This window comes from Streptomyces sp. NPDC101219 (genome assembly GCF_044767675.1).
Taxonomy (GTDB): Bacteria; Actinomycetota; Actinomycetes; order Streptomycetales; family Streptomycetaceae; genus Streptomyces.
The window spans coordinates 90,981-109,460 of the sequence record NZ_JBIWOK010000017.1 but is presented as its reverse complement, the minus strand read 5'-3'; the positions used below and the strand labels follow the sequence as shown (position 1 = coordinate 109,460).

The window sequence follows — 18,480 nt, the reverse complement described above, 5'->3', positions numbered from 1 at the left end:
AGCGCGCGCGGTGATGAGCCCGGCTACTTGATCATGTAGATCGTCGCGAACAGACCGATCCAGACGACATCGACGAAGTGCCAGTAGTAGGACACGACGATGGCGGCTGTGGCCTGATCGTGGGTGAACCTCCGAGCGGCATAGGTCCGGCCCAGGACCAGCAGGAAGGCGAAGAGTCCGCCCGTCACGTGCAGGCCGTGGAAGCCGGTGGTCAGGTAGAACACCGAGCCGTACGGGTCGGAGCTGAGGGACAGACCCTCGTGCTTGACCAGCTCGGTGTACTCGACGATCTGACCGCCGATGAAGACCGATCCCATGATGAAGGTGACGATGAACCACATCCGGAGCTTCTTCACGTCACCGCGCTCGGCGGCGAAGACGCCGAGCTGACAGGTGAGCGAGGAGAGCACCAGGATCGTGGTGTTCGTCGCCGCGAACGGGAAGTTCAGCGTGTCGGCCTTCTCCGTCCAGAAGTCTGGTCCGGTCACCGATCGCAGGGTGAAGTACATCGCGAAGAGGGCCGCGAAGAACATCAGCTCGGAACTCAGCCAGATGATGGTTCCGACGCTGGTGAGGTTCGGTCGGTTGACCGACGGGTGCGCGTGCCCGGTATCTACTGTCGTTGCTGTCGCCACGCCGACATTATGTCGGTCGCTTATCCCGCCCTCACCCCGGGGGGTGCCGTTCGGAGTGTCCGCCCCTCCTGTACTGCCCGGATGGCCCATCGAAGCCGTGTCCGAACCGGTGTTGACGAGCGGCCCGAAGGGGTAGCATCCGCGCCATCGGGACCCGATGTCCCCGACGAGGCTGCCCTCTCTCGGAGTGTGGAGGAACCATGCAGGCGACCGCCACGGTGCTGGTCTACAGCGACAACGCCAACACGCGGGAGCAGGTGCGGCTCGCCACCGGCCGGCGGCCCGCCCCGGACGTGCCCGTCGTGGAGTTCGTGGAGTGCGCGACCCAGGCCGCCGTGCTCAAGGAGCTGGAGCGGGGCGGCATCGACGTCTGCGTGCTGGACGGCGAGGCGGTGCCCATCGGCGGCATGGGGCTGTCCAAGCAGATCAAGGACGAGATCTTCAACAGCCCGCCGGTGCTGCTGCTCATCGGACGGCCCCAGGACGCCTGGCTGGCCACCTGGAGCCGTGCGGAGGCCGCTGTGACGCTCCCGGTGGAGCCGGTGGAGTTCGCCTCGGCCCTGGCGTCCCTGCTGCGGCAGAAGCGGCTGCAGAGCGCCTAGGGGAGCGTCCGGGGGCGGTGAGGGCCTCCGGGGCCTCACACCGACTGCGGGCGCAGCCGGGCCTGTTCCTGCGGGCCGGCGGACTGCGGGTTGCCGGTCACCAGGGCGCTGCCCTCGCGCCACTGGGCCCAGGTGAGGTTCCAGTCGCCGAAGCCGTTGCCGAAGGGCTCCATGGTGTCGCCGCCCGAGTTCACGACCTCGACGAGGTCGCCCTCCCGGACGGTGTCGAAGAACCACTGGGCGTTGTCGGTGCTCATCCCGACGCAGCCGTGGCTGACGTTGGCGTAGCCCTGGGAGCCGACGGACCAGGGGGCGGCGTGCACGTATTCGCCGCTCCAGGTGACGCGGGTGGCGAAGCGCACGTCGAGGTCGTAGGACTCGGAGGAGCCCTCGGCGATGCCGACGGTGCTGCTGCGCATGCGTACGTAGGGTTCCTTGGCGAGCACCACCTTGACGCCGTTGCGGGTCTCGAAGCCCGGCTTGCCGGTGGTGACGGGGATCGACTTGACCTCTTCGCCGTTCTTGTACAGCGTCAGCCGGTGCGAGGCCGCGTCGGTCACGGCTATGACCCGGTCGCCGGTGCTGAACGTCAGCGGCTCGGCCTTGCCGCCGCGCAGGCGGTCGTTGACCTTGATGCCCTCCAGATTGCTGCGGACCCGCACGGTGGCGTTGGCGGGCCAGTAGTCCTGGGGGCGGTAGTGGAGCTTCTTGTCGTCCACCCAGTGCCAGGCGCCGCTCACCGCGGGCGTGGACTCGACCTTGAGGGCGCGTTCCACGACGGCCCGCTGCGCGGGGTCCTTCACCGGCGTGTTGAGCTCTGCGGTGACGGGCTGGCCGACGCCGTAGGTGCCGGCCTCAGGGCCGAAGGTGACGCCCAGGTGCTTGGTCGTGGTGGGCTTGCCGGTGGTGAAGGTGAGGACCTTGCGGCCGGGGGCGCCGTCCTCGTCCTCCGTGCTCACCCGCACCGTGTAGGCGGCGTCGGCGGCGAGCGGGGAGGTGCTGTGCCAGCGGCTGCCGTCGGCGGCGAGTTCGCCGGCCAGGTAGCGGCCCGAGGAGTCGACGGCGGTGACGTCCGTGATGCGGCCGCCGGAGTCCTCGGCGACGATCTCGAGCGGCTTGTCGGGGTCGGCCGTCCGGTTGTCGCCCTTGGGGCCGTTGAAGGAGATCTGGTCCGCCGCGTCGTAGGGCTCGGCGGACAGCGGGTTGCCGTCGGAGGAGCAGCCGGTGACGCCCGCACCGAGGGCGATCACCAGCAGCGTGCAGCCGACGACGGTGCGGATGCGCGGGTCGTGTCTCATGACCTCACGCTAGGAAGCCGCGTCAACCACGGCGCGCTGGGCGCCTCGAACGAGTGACGTGTATTGCGGCAGACGCAGGGGGCCCGGACGCTCCTGACGGAGTGTCCGGGCCCCTGAGTGCCTCGCGCGTGGTACGGGACTACTGGGTGCGGTTCTCACCGCGGTAGTACTCGAAGGTCCAGCCCCAGATGCCGGCCACGATGAGCGGGATGGAGAAGTACATCAGCCACCAGCCCACGGCGATCGCCGTGAAGGCGAAGGCACCGCCGAGCGCCAGGAACAGCGGCTGCCAGCTGTGCGGGCTGAAGAACCCGACCTCGCCGGCGTCGTCCGCGACGTCCGCTTCCTTGTTGTCCTGCGGACCGGCGTCGACCCGCTTGGCCGTGAAGCCCAGGTAGAAGCCGATCATCACGGCCAGGCCGAAGGCCAGGAAGAGGGCTGTCGTGCCGACCGCTTCCTTGGACCACACACCGTAGACGATCGCCACGATGAGCAGGAAGACGCTCAGCCACATGAACATCTTGCCCTGGATCTTCACTTGCCGGCCTCCTTGCCGCCGGAGAGGGCCTTCTCTCCCTGACCGACGTTCTCGAGCTCGTCGAGGGCGGCGATCTCCGGGTGGTGCAGGTCGAAGGCCGGGGATTCACTGCGGATGCGCGGCAGCGTGAGGAAGTTGTGCCGCGGCGGCGGGCAGGAGGTGGCCCACTCCAGGGAGCGGCCGTAACCCCACGGGTCGTCGACACCGACCGGCTTGCCGTACTTCGCCGTCTTCCAGACGTTGTAGAAGAACGGCAGCAGCGACATGCCCAGCAGGAACGAGGCGATCGTGGAGACCGTGTTCAGGGCGGTGAAGCCGTCGGCCGCCAGGTAGTCCGAGTAGCGGCGCGGCATGCCCTCGGCACCCAGCCAGTGCTGGACGAGGAACGTGCCGTGGAAGCCGATGAACAGCGTCCAGAACGTGATCTTGCCGAGCCGCTCGTCGAGCATCTTGCCGGTGAACTTCGGCCACCAGAAGTGGAAGCCCGCGAACATCGCGAACACCACGGTGCCGAACACGACGTAGTGGAAGTGCGCCACCACGAAGTAGGAGTCGGTCACGTGGAAGTCCAGCGGCGGCGACGCCAGGATCACACCGGTCAGACCACCGAAGAGGAAGGTGACCAGGAAGCCCACCGACCACAGCATCGGCGTCTCGAAGCTCAGCGAGCCCCGCCACATGGTGCCGACCCAGTTGAAGAACTTCACACCGGTCGGGACCGCGATGAGGAAGGTCATGAAGGAGAAGAACGGGAGCAGCACACCGCCCGTGGCGTACATGTGGTGCGCCCACACCGTCACCGACAGACCCGCGATCGCGATCGTCGCGCCGACCAGACCCATGTAGCCGAAGATCGGCTTGCGGGAGAAGACCGGGACGATCTCACTGACGATGCCGAAGAACGGCAGCGCGATGATGTAGACCTCGGGGTGACCGAAGAACCAGAACAGGTGCTGCCACAGCAGCGCCCCGCCGTTGGTCGGGTCGAAGATGTGCGCCCCGAACTTCCGGTCCACCTCCAGCGCGAGCAGTGCCGCCGCCAGCACCGGGAAGGCGAGCAGGACCAGGACACCGGTCAGCAGCACGTTCCAGGTGAAGATCGGCAGCCGGAACATGGTGAGTCCCGGTGCGCGCATGCAGATGATCGTGGTGATGAAGTTGACCGAGCCGAGGATGGTGCCGAAGCCCTGGAAGGCCAGGCCCATGATCCACAGGTCGGAGCCCAGACCCGGGGAGCGGATCGCGTCCGAGAGCGGGGCGTAACCGGTCCAGCCGAAGCTGGCCGCGCCGTCCGGCGTGAGGAAGCCGGCCAGGGCGATCAGCGAGCCGAACAGGTAGAGCCAGTAGGCGAACATGTTCAGCCGCGGGAACGCCACGTCGGGCGCGCCGATCTGCAGCGGCATGATCCAGTTCGCGAAGCCGACGAACAGCGGGGTGGCGAACATCAGCAGCATGAGCGTGCCATGCATGGTGAACGCCTGGTTGAACTGCTCGTTCGACAGGATCTGCAGGCCCGGCCGGGCCAGCTCGGCGCGCATGACCAGCGCCATGATGCCGCCGATGACGAAGAAGATGAACGACGTCGTCAGGTACATCGTGCCGATGGTCTTGTGGTCGGTGGTCGTCAGCCACTTCACCACGATGCTGCCCGGCCGCTTGCTGCGGACCGGCAACTCGCTCTCGTAGGAGCCCTCGGCCGCCGTGACGCCCTGGGGTTCGTTGATGATGCTCACAGGACGCTCACCTCCCGGTTCTTCTCGGGACCCGACTGCTCGATGCCCGCGGGCACATAACCGGTCTGCCCCTTCTTGACGAGGTCGTTGAGGTGCTGCTCGTAGCGCTCGGGCGAGACGACCTTCACGTTGAACAGCATCCGGGCGTGGTCCACACCGCACAGCTCGGCGCACTTGCCGAGGAAGGTGCCCTCACGGCTGGGGGTCACCTCGAAGGCGTTGGTGTGGCCCGGGATGACGTCCTGCTTCATCAGGAACGGCACCACCCAGAAGGAGTGGATGACGTCCCGCGAGGTCAGGATGAAGCGCACCCGCTTGCCCTCGGGCAGCCACATGGTGGGGCCCGGGTTGTTGGTCTGCGGGTTCCTCGTCGAGGGGGTACCGCAGTCGTGGACACCGCCGGCGTCGGCCGGGAAGGCGTCCCGGTACCGGTCCGGAATCGGGTCCAGTTCCTTGGCGGTCTTGGCGTCGCCGGTGGAACCGTCCACGTTCTCGACGTAGTTGAAGCACCAGCTCCACTGGAAGCCGACCACGTTGACCGTGACGTCGGGCTTGCTTTCGAGCTTCATCAGCTCGGATTCGTCACGGGCCGTGAAGTAGAACAGCACCGAGACGATGAGGAGGGGGACCACCGTGTACAACGCCTCGAGGGGCATGTTGTACCGGGTCTGCGGAGGGACCTCCACCTTGGTGCGGCTGCGCCTGTGGAAGAAAGCACTCCACAGGATCAGACCCCACACCAGAACGCCCACGGCGAGCGCGGCCGCCCACGAGCCCTGCCACAGGGAGAGGATCAGCGGAGCCTCTTCCGTGGTCGGGGTGGGCATACCAAGGCGGGGGAAGTCCTCCCAGGTGCAACCGGTGGCGGTCGCCAGGACCAGGCCCGCGGTCGATGCCTGCAGCAGCTTCCGCCGCATCGGGCGCCGCGGCTTGGGGGTACCGCCCACGCCCTTCAGGCGGTGGGGGAGGTCGGAGCCGTTGGGACTCACGTAGCGCCTTCCCGAGAGTCTCGCCCGCGCTGTACGGCTGCGGCCTGGCCTTCTCGCTGGTCGGTCGCCGCCCTGCGTCGGGCAGGGGTTTGGATGTTTATGCGGACCAAACCCTAGCCGACGCTCTTCGGGGGGTCGCGGGGAGGGTGGCATACGCGCCGCGGGTCACCCTGAACGGGTGGGACGAGCCGCCGTCGAGGGCCGGTTCACCGGTCCCGGGCGGGACCCCGCCGGCCCGATCCTACGGCTCCCCGCGCTGCCGGGACACCGGCACACGCTCTACCGTTGCCGTGTGGGTTACTTCGACGCGGCTTCCGCCGCTCCCCTTCATCCCGTGGCCCGTCAGGCGCTGTTGGCCTCCCTCAACGAGGGCTGGGCCGACCCCGCGCGGCTGTACCGGGAGGGCCGGCGCGCGCGGATGCTGCTGGACGCGGCGCGCGAGGCGGCGGCGGAGGCCGTCGGCTGCCGCCCGGACGAACTGACGTTCACCTCGTCCGGCACCCGGGCGGTGCACGACGGGATCGCGGGCGCGCTGGCCGGGCGGCGCCGGACCGGACGCCACCTGATCGTGTCGGCGGTCGAACACTCTTCGGTGCTCCACGCGGCGGACGTTCACCGGGCCGGCGGCGGCGAGGTCACCGAGGTGGTGGTGGACCGCACCGGCGCCGTCGCCGCGTCCGCCTACGCCGCCGCGCTGCGCCCGGACACGGCGCTGGCCTGTCTGCAGTCCGCCAACCACGAGGTGGGGACCGAACAGCCCGTCGCCGAGGTGGCCGGGCACTGCCGGGCGGCCGGTGTCCCCCTGTTGGTGGACGCGGCCCAGTCGCTGGGCCGGCATCCGGTGCCGGACGGCTGGTCGCTGCTGGCGGCGAGCGCCCACAAGTGGGGCGGACCGCCCGGGGTGGGACTGCTCGTGGTGCGCAAGGGGGTGCGGTTCGCGCCCCAGGGGCCGGTGGACGAGCGGGAGTCGGGCCGGGCGGCAGGCTTCGAGAACATCCCGGCGATGGTGGCCGCGGCGGCCTCGCTGCGGGCGGTGCAGGCGGAGGCGGCCCAGGAGGCCGCCCGGCTGCGGGAGCTGACGGACCGGATCCGTACGCGGGTGCCGCGGCTGGTGCCGGACGTGGAGGTGGTGGGCGACCCGGAGCGGCGGCTGCCCGGGATCGTCACCTTCTCGTGTCTCTATGTCGACGGGGAGACGGTGCTGCACGAGCTGGACCGTGCGGGTTTCTCCGTCTCGTCCGGTTCGTCCTGTACGAGCAGCACCCTGACGCCGAGCCACGTCCTGAAGGCGATGGGCGTGCTCAGCGAGGGCAACGTCCGGGTCTCGCTGCCGCCGGGGACGTCCGAGGAGGACGTCGAGCGGTTCCTGTCCGTGCTGCCCGGGGTGGTCGCCGGGGTGCGGGAGAAGCTGGGCGCCCCGCCCGCCGCTCCGGTCCGGCCGGAGGGCGGGGACGACGCGCTGGTGGTGGACGCGCTGGGGCGGCGCTGCCCGGTCCCGGTCATCGAGCTCGCCAAGGTGATCGGCGACGTGCCGGTGGGCGGCACGGTCCGGGTGCTCTCCGACGACGAGGCGGCCCGGCTCGACATCCCCGCCTGGTGCGAGATGCGCGGCCAGGAGTACGTGGGCGAGGAGCCGGCGGAACGGGGCTCGGCCCACGTGGTCCGGCGGCTCGACTAGACACGGCGGGACCGGACCGGGTGGTCCGGCCCCGACGCTGAGTGCGGGGTGCGGGCGGTCAGGACAGGTGCTTCTTCACCTCGGCCGCCGCCTCGTCGCCGTAGGCCTGCGCGAAGCGGTCCATGAAGTGGGCGCGGCGCAGCTGGTACTCCTGGGTGCCGACGGTCTCGATGACCAGGGTGGCGAGCATGCAGCCGACCTGGGCGGCACGCTCCAGGGAGACGTCCCAGGCCAGGCCGGACAGGAAGCCCGCGCGGAAGGCGTCGCCGACGCCGGTCGGGTCCGCCTTGCGCTCCTCGGCCGGGCAGCCGACCTCCACGGACTCCTCGCCGGCCCGCTCGATGCGGACGCCGCGCGCGCCGAGGGTGGTGACGCGGTGGCCGACCCGGTCGAGGATCTCGGCGTCGCTCCAGCCGGTCTTGCTCTCGATGAGCCCCTTCTCGTACTCGTTGGAGAAGAGGTAGGTCGCCCCGTCCAGCAGTATCCGGATCTCCTCCCCGCTCATCCGGGCGATCTGCTGGGAGAAGTCGGCGGCGAACGGGATCTGACGGGCCCGGCACTCCTCGGTGTGGCGGAGCATGCCCTCGGGGTCGTCCGCGCCGATGAGGACCAGGTCGAGGCCGCCCACCCGGTCGGCGACCGTCTTCAGCTCGATGAGGCGGGCCTCGCTCATCGCGCCCGTGTAGAAGGAGCCGATCTGGTTGTGGTCGGCGTCCGTGGTGCACACGAAGCGGGCCGTGTGCAGGGTCTCGGAGATGCGGACGGACTCGGTGTCGACGCCGTGCCGGTCCAGCCAGGCCCGGTACTCGTCGAAGTCGGCGCCCGCCGCGCCGACGAGGATCGGTCCGGTGCCGAGCTGACCCATGCCGAAGGCGATGTTCGCTCCCACACCGCCCCGGCGCACGTCGAGGTTGTCGACCAGGAAGGACAGCGAGACCGTGTGCAGCTGGTCCGCGACGAGCTGGTCGGCGAAGCGGCCGGGGAAGGTCATGAGGTGGTCGGTGGCGATGGAGCCGGTGACTGCGATGCGCACGGCGTGGATTCTCCTGGGGGGAGGGGGTTTGACACTTCACGCTACCGGGTGGGGACCGCCCGTAGAAGCAGCCAAAACTACCCGATAGTAGATCTTTCTTCGTGACCTTCGGCGTGCCTACGGTGCGAACATGACGAACCTCAAGGTCCACACGACCGCGCAGGCCGACTTCGAGGGCGACCTGGCGTCGCTGCGCGGCGACTGCGCCCGGATGGCTCCGCACTGGGCGGTGCCCGACCGGGGCGCTCCCCGTCCGGTGTCCCCGTCCCTGATCCACGGCGTGTCGGTGCCGACGTCGTCGGCCCGGCTGCTGGACGCGATGTCGGAGTACGGCGACTGAGCGGGTCCCGGCCGGGGCGCTACCCGGCCTGAACCGTCCCCGGGGCCCGCAGGGCGGGTCCCGGGGGAACCGTGCGCTCCCCCGCTGCGTCCCATCGCTGTCCCCCGTAAAGGGGATGCGGGATACGACCCTCAAGGAGTCCGGACACGACCGGGCAGGGTCTTCCGGGACAGCTGTGCAGCCGAAGGAGCGATGCGGTGAACACCGAGCGACCCGACAACGACGACGCCGGGGCCGAGGCACGGGCCGCCGGCCACGCGCGCGACACCGGGGGCGCTCCGGCGGGCGACGAGGAGAAGGCCGCCGCTCGGGACCAGGAGCACGGGGAGCGCGAGGAGCGGGACGAGCGCGCGGAGCGGGACGAGCAGGCCGGGCGCGAGGAGCAGGACGAGCGCGCGGGCCGGGAGGGCTCCGGGACGGTCGACGGCTCCGGCGGCCCGCGGGACGAGATGGGCGAGGCCCGGGCCGATGCGGGCGAGGCACGGGGCGACGACGGTCCGGCCGCCGAGGACCCTGCGCGTGCGGACCGGACCGCCGGAGAACCCGCTGGTGAGGCCACGGACGCGGCCGAGGACGGCGCGGACCGTTCGGGCAGGCCCGCCGGGACCCCCGCCGCCGACGACGACGCGTCCGCCGCGCAGGACGGCGCCGACAGCTCCGGCACCCCCGACGGCTCCCACCACCCCGATCACTCGGATCACTTCGACGGCTCCGACGGCTCCGACGGCTCGAGGAGCCGGTCCGGGGCGCGCTCGCGGACGCCCGTGCTGATCGCCTCCGTGGCCGCCGCCGTGCTGCTGGTCGGGGGCGGCGGGGCCTATCTCGCCACGAGCCTCGCGGGCGGCTCCGGGTCCGGTACGACTCCGGGAGCCAACGGCGACCCCACTCCCCCGCCGCTCGCCCTGGACGGCTACGCCGAGGGCGGCGTGCCCGGTATCGCGCCGGGCGAGCCCAACCCCTACGGGGCCACCTACCGGGCCGACGGCTCGCTCCCCGAGGGGCCCGGTTCGGCGCCGGTGTACCGCACGCGCGGGCAGGTCACCCAGGACCAGGTCGCCACGCTGGCGAAGACGCTCGGGGTCGAGGGCACGCCCGTGTCGGAGGACGGGAACTGGCGGATCGGCGGCAAGGACGGCTCCGGGCCCGTGCTGCGGGTGGAGCGGCAGGCACCCGGTGCCTGGACGTACAGCAGGAACGCCCTGGGCACCGACAACTGCAAGGGCGACTCCTGCAAGGTGCCGCCGGTCAATGTGCCGCCGGTGTCCGAGGAGGCCGCCGAGAAGGCCGCCGGGCCCCTGCTGAAGGCCCTCGGCCAGGACGGGGCGAAGCTGGACGCGAGCCGCGCCGTGGGCATCAACCGGACCGTGAACGCCAGCCCCCGGATCGGCGGGCTGCCGACGCACGGCTGGGACACCGTGGTCACCGTCGGCGCCGACGGTGCCGTGGGCGGTGCCCAGGGCCGGCTGCTGAAGCCGGAGAAGTCGGACACCTACCCCGTGGTGGGCGCCGAGGAGGCGCTGAAGCTGATGAACACGGCGCCGGGGGCCGACGGGCGCGGCGGCATCGGCGGCTGCGCCACCCCCGTGCCGCTGGAGGGCGGGGAGACCCCGGAACCGGCCTGCGCGGAGCCCGCGGTGCCGCCCAAGGACGGCGGCGGGCAGACGCTGACCGTCGACGAGGCGGTGTTCGGGCTGGCCCCGCACTCCGTGGACGGCCGGCCGGCGCTGGTGCCGTCCTGGCTGTTCGAGGTGCGCACGCCGGGCGTCCGGGAGACGTCCACGGTGACGTACCCGGCGGTCGACCCCGCGTACCTGGCCTCCGCCTCGCGTTCCGGTGAGGCCAGCCCCGCGCCGTCGCGGCCGGGTGACGAGCCGACGTCGGCGCCCGCCGAGCGCAGCGTCCACGTCGAGGGCTACACCGCCGAGGGCGAGGAGCTGACCGTGACGTTCACCGGCGGCGTGTGCGCCGACTACCGGACGACGGCGCGGGAGAGCAGCGGCGAGGTGACGGTCACCGTCACCGAGAAGCCGTGGGCGGGCAAGGTCTGCATCCTGATCGCCCGGCAGTACCAGCAGACGGTGCGCCTCGACGCGCCGCTCGGCGACCGCCGGGTCGTGGACGAGGACGGCGAGTCGGTGCCGTTGCGGAAGGACGGCGCGCGGCTTCCTGCGCCGCCCGAGCAGACCGGCTGACGCCGGGACGGGCGTCCGGGAACGGACGAAGGCGGCGGCCTCCCGTGGAGGGGGCCGCCGCCTTCGTCGTGCACCGTCCCGGGAGGTCCCGGCCCGGCCGCCCGGCTTCGGGGCGGGTCAGCTGAAGGAGTCGCCGCAGGCGCAGGAACCGGTGGCGTTCGGGTTGTCGATGGTGAAGCCCTGCTTCTCGATGGTGTCGACGAAGTCGATGGTGGCGCCGCCCAGGTACGGGGCGCTCATGCGGTCGGTGACGACCTTCACGCCGTCGAAGTCCTTGACCACGTCGCCGTCGAGCGAACGCTCGTCGAAGAAGAGCTGGTACCGCAGGCCGGAGCAGCCGCCGGGCTGGACGGCGACGCGCAGCGCGAGGTCGTCACGGCCTTCCTGGTCGAGCAGGGCCTTGACCTTGCCCGCGGCGGCGTCGGTCAGAACGATGCCGTCGGTGACGGTGGTGGTCTCGTCCGATACGGACATCTACATCTTCTCCCGGGTTGTACGGAGACTGCTTGCCGACGGTTGCAACCGGCGGGGCCGCGGATTCATTCCGGGCCGGGAGCTCGTTTTCCCGCTCCGTCTTCATGCTCGCACACGCCCCCGCCCGGGGAGAACGGCCCTTGTGCCCCGTTCGTGAATGTCCGCGCAGCCGCCGGGATTCACGTCACATGGACGCTATGGCCGTCGTCAAAGTGACGTGAAGCGGTTATGATAGATAGCGTCAATTCGACGAAAAGTCGAAACGGTGTCCCGCATGTCCCGCCGGATCCGGTCCAGACGGACCCGGCGAGCCGCAGAACAGAAAGGGTGCGTGTCGTGACCACCGCCCAGACCCAGGAGCTCGACGTACAGCCGACGCCCCTCGCCCTGCTGCTCCTCGGCCGTGAGGCCGACCCCAAGAGCGAGCGCGGTGTGGAGTGTCCCGGCGACCTGCCCTCCCCGTCCGACCCGGACCTGGTGGAACGCGCCCGCGCGGCCAAGGAGAAGCTGGGCGACAAGGTCTTCGTCCTCGGCCACCACTACCAGCGTGACGAGGTCATCCAGTTCGCCGACGTCACGGGCGACTCCTTCAAGCTGGCCCGGGACGCCGCCGCCCGCCCGCAGGCCGAGTACATCGTGTTCTGCGGTGTGCACTTCATGGCCGAGTCCGCGGACATCCTGACCGGCGACGACCAGAAGGTGGTCCTCCCGGACCTGGCGGCCGGCTGCTCCATGGCCGACATGGCCACCGCCGAGCAGGTCGCCGAGTGCTGGGACGTGCTCACCGAGGCCGGGATAGCCGAGCAGGTCGTGCCGGTGTCGTACATGAACTCGTCCGCCGACATCAAGGCGTTCACGGGCAAGCACGGCGGCACGATCTGCACCTCCTCCAACGCCCGCCGCGCCCTCGACTGGGCCTTCGAGCAGGGCGAGAAGGTGCTGTTCCTGCCCGACCAGCACCTCGGCCGCAACACCGCGGTGCGGGACATGGGGATGTCCCTGGAGGACTGCGTCGTCTACAACCCGCACAAGCCGAACGGCGGACTGACCGCCGGTGAACTGCGCGCCGCGAAGATGATCCTGTGGCGCGGGCACTGCTCGGTGCACGGCCGGTTCAGCCTGGACTCGGTGAACGACGTGCGCGAGCGCATCCCGGACGTCAACGTGCTGGTCCACCCCGAGTGCCGGCACGAGGTCGTCGCCGCGGCCGACTACGTCGGGTCGACCGAGTACATCATCAAGACGCTGGAGGCGGCCCCGGCCGGCTCCAAGTGGGCCATCGGCACGGAGCTGAACCTGGTCCGCCGGCTGGCGAACCGGTTCGCCCCCGAGGGCAAGGAAGTGGTCTTCCTGGACCGCACGGTGTGCTTCTGCTCCACCATGAACCGCATCGACCTGCCCCACCTGGTGTGGGCCCTGGAGTCCCTTGCCGAGGGCAACCTGGTCAACCGCATCGAGGTGGACAAGGAGACCGAGTCGTTCGCCAAGCTGGCACTGGAGCGCATGCTGGCGCTGCCGTAGCCGACGACCGGGCCGCGCGCCCGGCCGCCCATGAGGAAGGCCCACCCGGACCTCGGTGCCGGGTGGGCCTTCTCTCGTACGGACGCGACGGACTCTCGTACGGACGCGTACGGACTCTCGTACGGACGCGTACGGACGGCCGGTCAGACCTGCGCCGGTTCCGCCTCGTCCGAGGACGGGGCGGCCTGCTCCGGCACCGCCGTGCCCTTCTTCAGCTCCCGCTTCTTCGCGCGCCGCTCCTTGCGGAGCTCCAGCATCGCGTAGAGCGTCGGCACCAGCAGGAGGGTGAGCAGCGTCGACGTGACCAGACCGCCGATCACCACGACGGCCAGCGGCTGGGCGATGAAGCCGCCCTCACCGGTGACGCCGAGCGCCATCGGCAACAGCGCGAAGATCGTCGCCAGGGCCGTCATCAGGATGGGCCGCAGCCGGTGGCGACCGCCCTCCAGGACCGCCTCGACGACGCCGTGGCCCCGTGCGCGGTACTGGTTGATGAGGTCGATCAGCACGATCGCGTTGGTCACCACGATGCCGATCAGCATCAGCATGCCGATCATCGCCGGGACCCCCATCGGGGTTCCGGTGACGAGCAGCAGGCCCAGCGCACCGGTCGCCGCGAACGGGATGGACACCAGCAGGATCAGCGGCTGGGCGATCGACCGGAAGGTGCCCACCAGCAGCATGAAGACGATCGCGATCGCCGCGAGCATCGCCAGGCCCAGGTTGAGGAACGCCTCCTCCTGGTCCTCGGTGACCCCGCCGATCTCGGCCGTCGCACCCGCCGGGAGCGTCAGCGAGCTGATCTTCGCCTGGAGGTCCGCGCCGACCGCGCCGGTGTTGTCACCGGTCGGCTTCGCGCTGACGGTGGCCGCGCGCTGACCGTCGATCCGGGTCATGGAGACCGGGCCGTCCACCAGCTCGACGGTCGCGACGTCACCCAGCTTCACCGGGCCCAGCGGCAGCTTCTTCAGCTCCGCCAGGGTGGTGGCCGACTGCGCCGAGCGGATCACGACGTCACGCTCGGTGTCGTCCAGGATCACCTTGGCGGCGGGCGTGCCGCGCACCGCCTGGGCGACGGCGCCGCCGAGGCTCTGGTCGTCGAAACCGGCCGCCGCGGCCTTCTCGTTGGCCCGCACCGAGATGCGGGGCACGCTCTGCGACAGGTCGCTGCTGACATTGGTGACGTCGTCCAGCGAGGCCACGGCCTCCTGGACCTGGTCGGCCGCCTTGCGCAGCACCTGCGCGTCGGCCGCCTTGACGACGACACTGAGGTCCTGGGCGCCGAAGCCGTCCCCGGCCGACACGGTGGTGGTCCCGATGCCGTCGAGTCCGGCGAGACCCTTCTCCAGGGCGCTCTCGACCTCGTCGGAGGACGCGGAGTCCTCCAGCATCACCTGGTACGTCGCCTGGTTGGTGTCGGTGCCGCCGCCGAAGGCCGCCATGAAGCCGGACGAGCCGACCGTCACCTGGAAGTCCTTGACGCCGTCGGTGTCCCCGAGCAGCTTCTCGACCTTCTCCGCCTGCGCGTCGGTCGCCGCGAGGCTGGTGCCGGGGTCGAGCTCCTGCCGGACGGTGAGGACCCGCTGATCGCCCTGGTCGAAGAAGTTGGTCTTGAGCAGCGGCGCCATGGCGAGCGTGCCGATCAGCACGACGACCGCGATGGCCAGGCTGGACAGGCGACGCCGGGTGGCGAAGCGCAGGACGGCCAGGTAGCCGCGCTGGAGCTTGCTCTTCGCCTCCTTCTCCTCGGCCAGCCGGCGGGCCTCCGCCGCGTCGTCGGGGGTGCCCTTCGGCGCCCGCAGGAACCAGTACGACAGCACCGGCACCACCGTCAGCGACACCAGCAGGGACGCCAGCAGCGCGGCCGTCACGGTGAGGCTGAAGGAGCCGAACAGCTCGCCCACCATGCCGCCGACCAGGCCGATCGGCAGGAACACGGCGACGGTGGTGAGCGTCGCGGACGTGACCGCCCCGGCCACCTCCCGCACGGCCTTCATGATCGCCTCGTGGCGCTCCTCGCCGTAGCCGAGGTGCCGCTTGATGTTCTCCAGGACGACGATGGAGTCGTCCACGACACGGCCGATGGCGATGGTCAGGGCGCCCAGCGTCAGCATGTTCAGCGACAGGTCGCGGGTCCACAGCACGATCAGGGCGAGGACCACGGACAGCGGGATGGAGACCGCGGTGACCAGGGTCGAGCGGACCGAGGCCAGGAACACCAGGATCACCAGGACCGCGAAGAGCAGACCGAGGGCGCCCTCGGTGGTCAGGCCCTCGATGGCCTGGGAGACGGCCGGGCCCTGGTCGGCGACGACGGTGAGGGTGGCCCCGGAGCCCAGGTCCTCGCGCAGCTCGGGCAGCTTGTCCTGGACGGCCTCGGAGATGGCGACGGCGCTGCCGTCGTGGTCCATGGTGGCCATCACGGCGAGGCTCGGCCTGCCGTTGGTGCGGGTCAGGGAGGACGCGCGGGCCTCCTCCTGCGTCACCTCGGCGACGTCGGCGAGCCGTACCGGCTTGCCCTTGCCGGGTTCGGCGGTGACCCGCAGGTCCTCGATCTGGCGCAGCGAGGTGAAGCCGCCGCCGACCTGCACGGTGCGGTTGGCGCCGTCCTCGTCGAAGGAGCCCGCCGGGACGGTGGCCCCGCCGGCCTGCAGGGCCTGGGACAGCGCCTGCGGGGTGAGACCCGCCTCGGCCAGCTTCGCCGGGTCGGGGGTGACGGTGACCTGGAGGTCGCGGACGCCGTCGACCATGACCTGGCCGACTCCGTCGATGTCCTTCAGGGCGGGCACCACGGTCCGGTCGAGCTGGTCCGCGAGGGCCTGCTGGTCCTTGTCGGAGGTGACGGCGAGGACGACGGTCGGGATGTCGTCCGTGGAACCGGCGACGACCTGCGGGTCGACCGTGTCCGGCAGCACGGCCCGGGCCCGGTTGACGGCCTGCTGGACGTCGGCGACCAGCTGCTTGGTGTCGTTGCCGTAGTCGAAGGACGCCATGATGACGGCGTTGCCCTCGGAGGCGGTGGAGGTGACGCCGGAGATGCCGTCGACGGCCTCGAGGCTGTCCTCGAGGGGTTCGACGACCTGCTTCTCGACGACCTCCGGTGACGCGCCCTGGTAGGGCGCCAGGACCGACACCATGGGCAGTTCGATGGTGGGCAGCAGCTGCTGCTTGAGCTGGGGTATCGCGATCGCACCGAAGACGAGCGCGATGATCGACATCAGTCCGATCAGCGCCCGTTGCGCGAGGCTGAATCTGGACAGCCAGGACATGGGTTACGGGTCTCTCTTCTGTGAGCGGCAGAAGTGCATGGACGGGCGCGACGGCGCCCGCCGTACACACTGGGCCATGGGAACGGAACGATCCGTCGCCCCCTGGTCCATTTCCTTCTACAGCCCCTACTCCCGCCGCAGTACACCGGGGGCGGGTCAGTCCACCCTCGGACGTACCAGCCCGGACTCGTAGGCGATGACCACCAGTTGGGCCCGGTCGCGGGCGCCCAGCTTGCTCATGGCCCGGTTGACGTGCGTCTTCACGGTGAGCGGGCTCACCTCCAGGCGTTCGGCGATCTCGTCGTTGGAGTGGCCGCCGGCCACCTGGACCAGCACCTCCCGCTCACGCACGGTGAGCGAGTCGAGCCGTGCGGCGCGGGCCGGGTCGAGGTCGCTGCCGTCGGCCGGGTCGCGCTGGGCGAGGAAGCGGGCGATGAGGCCCTTGGTGGCGGCCGGGGACAGCAGGGCCTCGCCCTCGGCGGCGATGCGGATGGCGTTGAGCAGTTCCCCGGGCTCGGAGCCCTTGCCGAGGAAGCCGGAGGCACCGGCGCGCAGCGACTGCACGACGTAGTCGTCGACCTCGAAGGTGGTCAGTATGACCACGCGGACCGCGGCCAGTTCGGGGTCCGCGCTGATCAGGCGGGTGGCGGCGAGTCCGTCGGTGCCGGGCATGCGGATGTCCATGAGGACGACGTCGGCGCGCCGTTCGCGGGCCAGCTCGACCGCCTCCGCGCCGTCGGACGCCTCCCCGACCACCTCCATGTCCGGCTCGGAGTCGACGAGGACGCGGAAGGCGCTGCGCAGCAGGGCCTGGTCGTCGGCGAGCAGGACGCGGATGGTCATACGGTCTCCCCCGGTGCGCGGGTCACGGGCCGTCGGCGGCCGTGGTGGTGCGGGTCTGGACGGGCAGGATCGCATGGACGCGGAAGCCGCCGCCGTAGCGGGGACCGGTGGTGAGGGTGCCGCGCAGGGCGGTGACCCGTTCCCGCATGCCGAGCAGCCCGTGCCCGCCGCCGGGGGCCTGCGCGGGGCTCTCGTCGGTGCCGTCGTCGAGCACGGTGATCTCGATGTTCGGCCCGACGCGGACGACGCTGATCTCCGCCCTGGCCCCGGTCCCGGCGTGCTTCTGCACGTTGGTGAGGGCCTCCTGGACGATGCGGTAGGCGGCCGTGTCGACGGTGGCGGGCAGGGTGGTGTCCCGGATGTCGCGGGCCACCTCCACGTGCAGCCCGGCGCTGCGGAAGGTGCCCGCGAGCTCGTCGAGGCGGTCCAGGCCGGGCGCGGGCTCGGTCGGTGCCTCGGGGTCCCCGGACTGGCGGAGCAGGCCGACGGTGGCGCGCAGTTCGTCCAGGGCGGAGCGGCTGGCCTCGCGGACGTGGGCGAGGGCCTCCTTGGCCTGGTCGGGCCGCTTGTCCATGACGTGGGAGGCGACCCCGGCCTGGACGTTGACCAGGGCGATGTGGTGGGCGACGACGTCGTGCAGGTCGCGGGCGATGCGCAGGCGTTCCTCGGCGACCCGGCGCCGGGCCTCCTCCTCGCGGGTGCGTTCGGCGCGCTCCGCGCGTTCCCGGATGGCCTGGACGACGGCGCGGCGGCTGCGGACGGCGTCTCCGGCACTGGCGCCGATGCCGGTCCAGGCGAAGATCGCGAGGTTCTCCTGCGCGTACCAGGGCAGCGGTCCGGCGGCCATGGCGGTGCCGGTCAGGACGGTCATGGTGAGCAGCCCGAGACGCCAGGTGGTGGGCCGGTCGGTGGTGGAGGCGACGGTGTAGAGCGCGATGACGGCGCACATGGCGACGGGGGCGCGGGGGTCGCCGGTGAGGGAGTCGAGGACGGAGAGGGCCCCGGTGACGGCGAGGACGGTCCGTGGGGCGCGGCGGCGGAAGGGCAGCGCGGCGGCGCCGAGGGTCATCAGGACCAGCCCGAGCGGGCCGGGGGTGCGCAGGCTCCAGGTGACGCCGTCCGGGCTGTGGGGGTCGACGAAGGAGCCGGCCACCATGCAGACCAGGACGAGCGCAGCCAGGGCGGTGTCGAGGGCGAAGGGGTGGGCGCGCAGCCGGCGCCGGGCGCGCGTCAGGGTGCTCACGGCCGTCCACGGTAGCCGGGCCGGCCGCGCCCGGGGACCGTGGGCCGTCGGCATCCGGTCCGTTCCACGGCGCCTCCTGGGCGGTCACGCGC

The 18,480-nt window shown here is 71.1% G+C and carries 15 protein-coding genes; 5 read left to right on the top strand and 10 right to left on the bottom strand.

The features are described 5' to 3' along the window. Nucleotides 1-23: 23 nt before the first annotated feature. Nucleotides 24-635 carry a heme-copper oxidase subunit III gene (locus tag ACIRPP_RS27670; RefSeq protein WP_164338242.1) on the bottom strand — a complete coding sequence of 204 codons (612 nt, stop codon included), beginning with the start codon at nucleotides 633-635 and terminating at the stop codon, nucleotides 24-26. 200 nt (nucleotides 636-835) lie between these two features. On the opposite strand from ACIRPP_RS27670, the gene ACIRPP_RS27665 reads away from it, so the two are divergent. After that, the gene (locus ACIRPP_RS27665; protein WP_403648170.1) at nucleotides 836-1,237 is read left to right on the top strand and encodes a hypothetical protein; all 402 of its coding nucleotides are present in this window, start codon (nucleotides 836-838) and stop codon (nucleotides 1,235-1,237) included. Between the two features lie 35 nt (nucleotides 1,238-1,272). Here ACIRPP_RS27665 and ACIRPP_RS27660 read toward each other — a convergent pair whose 3' ends face one another. From ACIRPP_RS27660 to coxB, 4 genes are all read right to left on the bottom strand, one after another. Further along, nucleotides 1,273-2,535: an Ig-like domain-containing protein gene (locus ACIRPP_RS27660; RefSeq protein WP_403648168.1), complete on the bottom strand. Its 1,263-nt coding sequence runs from the start codon at nucleotides 2,533-2,535 to the stop codon at nucleotides 1,273-1,275. A gap of 139 nt (nucleotides 2,536-2,674) precedes the next feature. Beyond that, nucleotides 2,675-3,073 carry a cytochrome c oxidase subunit 4 gene (locus ACIRPP_RS27655; RefSeq protein WP_403648165.1) on the bottom strand — a complete coding sequence of 133 codons (399 nt, stop codon included), beginning with the start codon at nucleotides 3,071-3,073 and terminating at the stop codon, nucleotides 2,675-2,677. Continuing rightward, nucleotides 3,070-4,806: a cytochrome c oxidase subunit I gene (ctaD, locus tag ACIRPP_RS27650; protein ID WP_192229606.1), complete on the bottom strand. Its 1,737-nt coding sequence runs from the start codon at nucleotides 4,804-4,806 to the stop codon at nucleotides 3,070-3,072. Before ctaD ends, ACIRPP_RS27655 begins: the two co-directional genes overlap by 4 nt. Next, nucleotides 4,803-5,795 (bottom strand): cytochrome c oxidase subunit II, encoded by a 993-nt coding sequence (gene coxB, locus ACIRPP_RS27645; protein WP_403648162.1) that lies wholly within the window; start codon nucleotides 5,793-5,795, stop codon nucleotides 4,803-4,805. Before coxB ends, ctaD begins: the two co-directional genes overlap by 4 nt. A gap of 292 nt (nucleotides 5,796-6,087) precedes the next feature. Here coxB and ACIRPP_RS27640 point away from each other — a divergent pair, with 292 nt between their 5' ends. Then, complete coding sequence (locus tag ACIRPP_RS27640) at nucleotides 6,088-7,473, top strand: cysteine desulfurase/sulfurtransferase TusA family protein (RefSeq protein ID WP_403648159.1); 1,386 nt, start codon at nucleotides 6,088-6,090, stop codon at nucleotides 7,471-7,473. Nucleotides 7,474-7,531: 58 nt separating this feature from the next. Here ACIRPP_RS27640 and ACIRPP_RS27635 read toward each other — a convergent pair whose 3' ends face one another. After that, entirely contained in the window at nucleotides 7,532-8,506 is a 975-nt protein-coding gene (locus tag ACIRPP_RS27635) for a carbohydrate kinase family protein (RefSeq protein WP_403648157.1), read from the bottom strand. A 130-nt stretch (nucleotides 8,507-8,636) separates the two neighbouring features. Here ACIRPP_RS27635 and ACIRPP_RS27630 point away from each other — a divergent pair, with 130 nt between their 5' ends. Both ACIRPP_RS27630 and ACIRPP_RS27625 read left to right on the top strand, forming a co-directional pair. After that, nucleotides 8,637-8,846, top strand: coding sequence for a hypothetical protein (locus ACIRPP_RS27630; protein WP_164346525.1), 210 nt, complete (start codon nucleotides 8,637-8,639; stop codon nucleotides 8,844-8,846). Nucleotides 8,847-9,295: 449 nt separating this feature from the next. Further along, entirely contained in the window at nucleotides 9,296-11,038 is a 1,743-nt protein-coding gene (locus ACIRPP_RS27625; RefSeq protein ID WP_403648276.1) for a hypothetical protein, read from the top strand. A gap of 117 nt (nucleotides 11,039-11,155) precedes the next feature. Here the strand turns inward: ACIRPP_RS27625 and erpA are convergent, their stop codons facing one another. Then, nucleotides 11,156-11,512, bottom strand: coding sequence for an iron-sulfur cluster insertion protein ErpA (erpA, locus tag ACIRPP_RS27620; RefSeq protein WP_164332385.1), 357 nt, complete (start codon nucleotides 11,510-11,512; stop codon nucleotides 11,156-11,158). A gap of 336 nt (nucleotides 11,513-11,848) precedes the next feature. Between erpA and nadA the strand changes: the two genes are divergently transcribed. Next, nucleotides 11,849-13,033 carry a quinolinate synthase NadA gene (nadA, locus tag ACIRPP_RS27615; protein WP_164332384.1) on the top strand — a complete coding sequence of 395 codons (1,185 nt, stop codon included), beginning with the start codon at nucleotides 11,849-11,851 and terminating at the stop codon, nucleotides 13,031-13,033. A gap of 143 nt (nucleotides 13,034-13,176) precedes the next feature. Here nadA and ACIRPP_RS27610 read toward each other — a convergent pair whose 3' ends face one another. The 3 genes from ACIRPP_RS27610 to ACIRPP_RS27600 all read right to left on the bottom strand — a co-directional run bounded on the left by ACIRPP_RS27610 (nucleotide 13,177) and on the right by ACIRPP_RS27600 (nucleotide 18,388). Next, nucleotides 13,177-16,302, bottom strand: a complete 3,126-nt coding sequence (locus tag ACIRPP_RS27610) for an efflux RND transporter permease subunit (RefSeq protein WP_403648152.1) — start codon at nucleotides 16,300-16,302, stop codon at nucleotides 13,177-13,179. 156 nt (nucleotides 16,303-16,458) lie between these two features. Beyond that, entirely contained in the window at nucleotides 16,459-17,145 is a 687-nt protein-coding gene (locus tag ACIRPP_RS27605) for a response regulator (protein WP_403648149.1), read from the bottom strand. A 22-nt stretch (nucleotides 17,146-17,167) separates the two neighbouring features. Beyond that, nucleotides 17,168-18,388, bottom strand: coding sequence for a sensor histidine kinase (locus tag ACIRPP_RS27600; protein WP_403648146.1), 1,221 nt, complete (start codon nucleotides 18,386-18,388; stop codon nucleotides 17,168-17,170). Nucleotides 18,389-18,480: the final 92 nt, after the last annotated feature.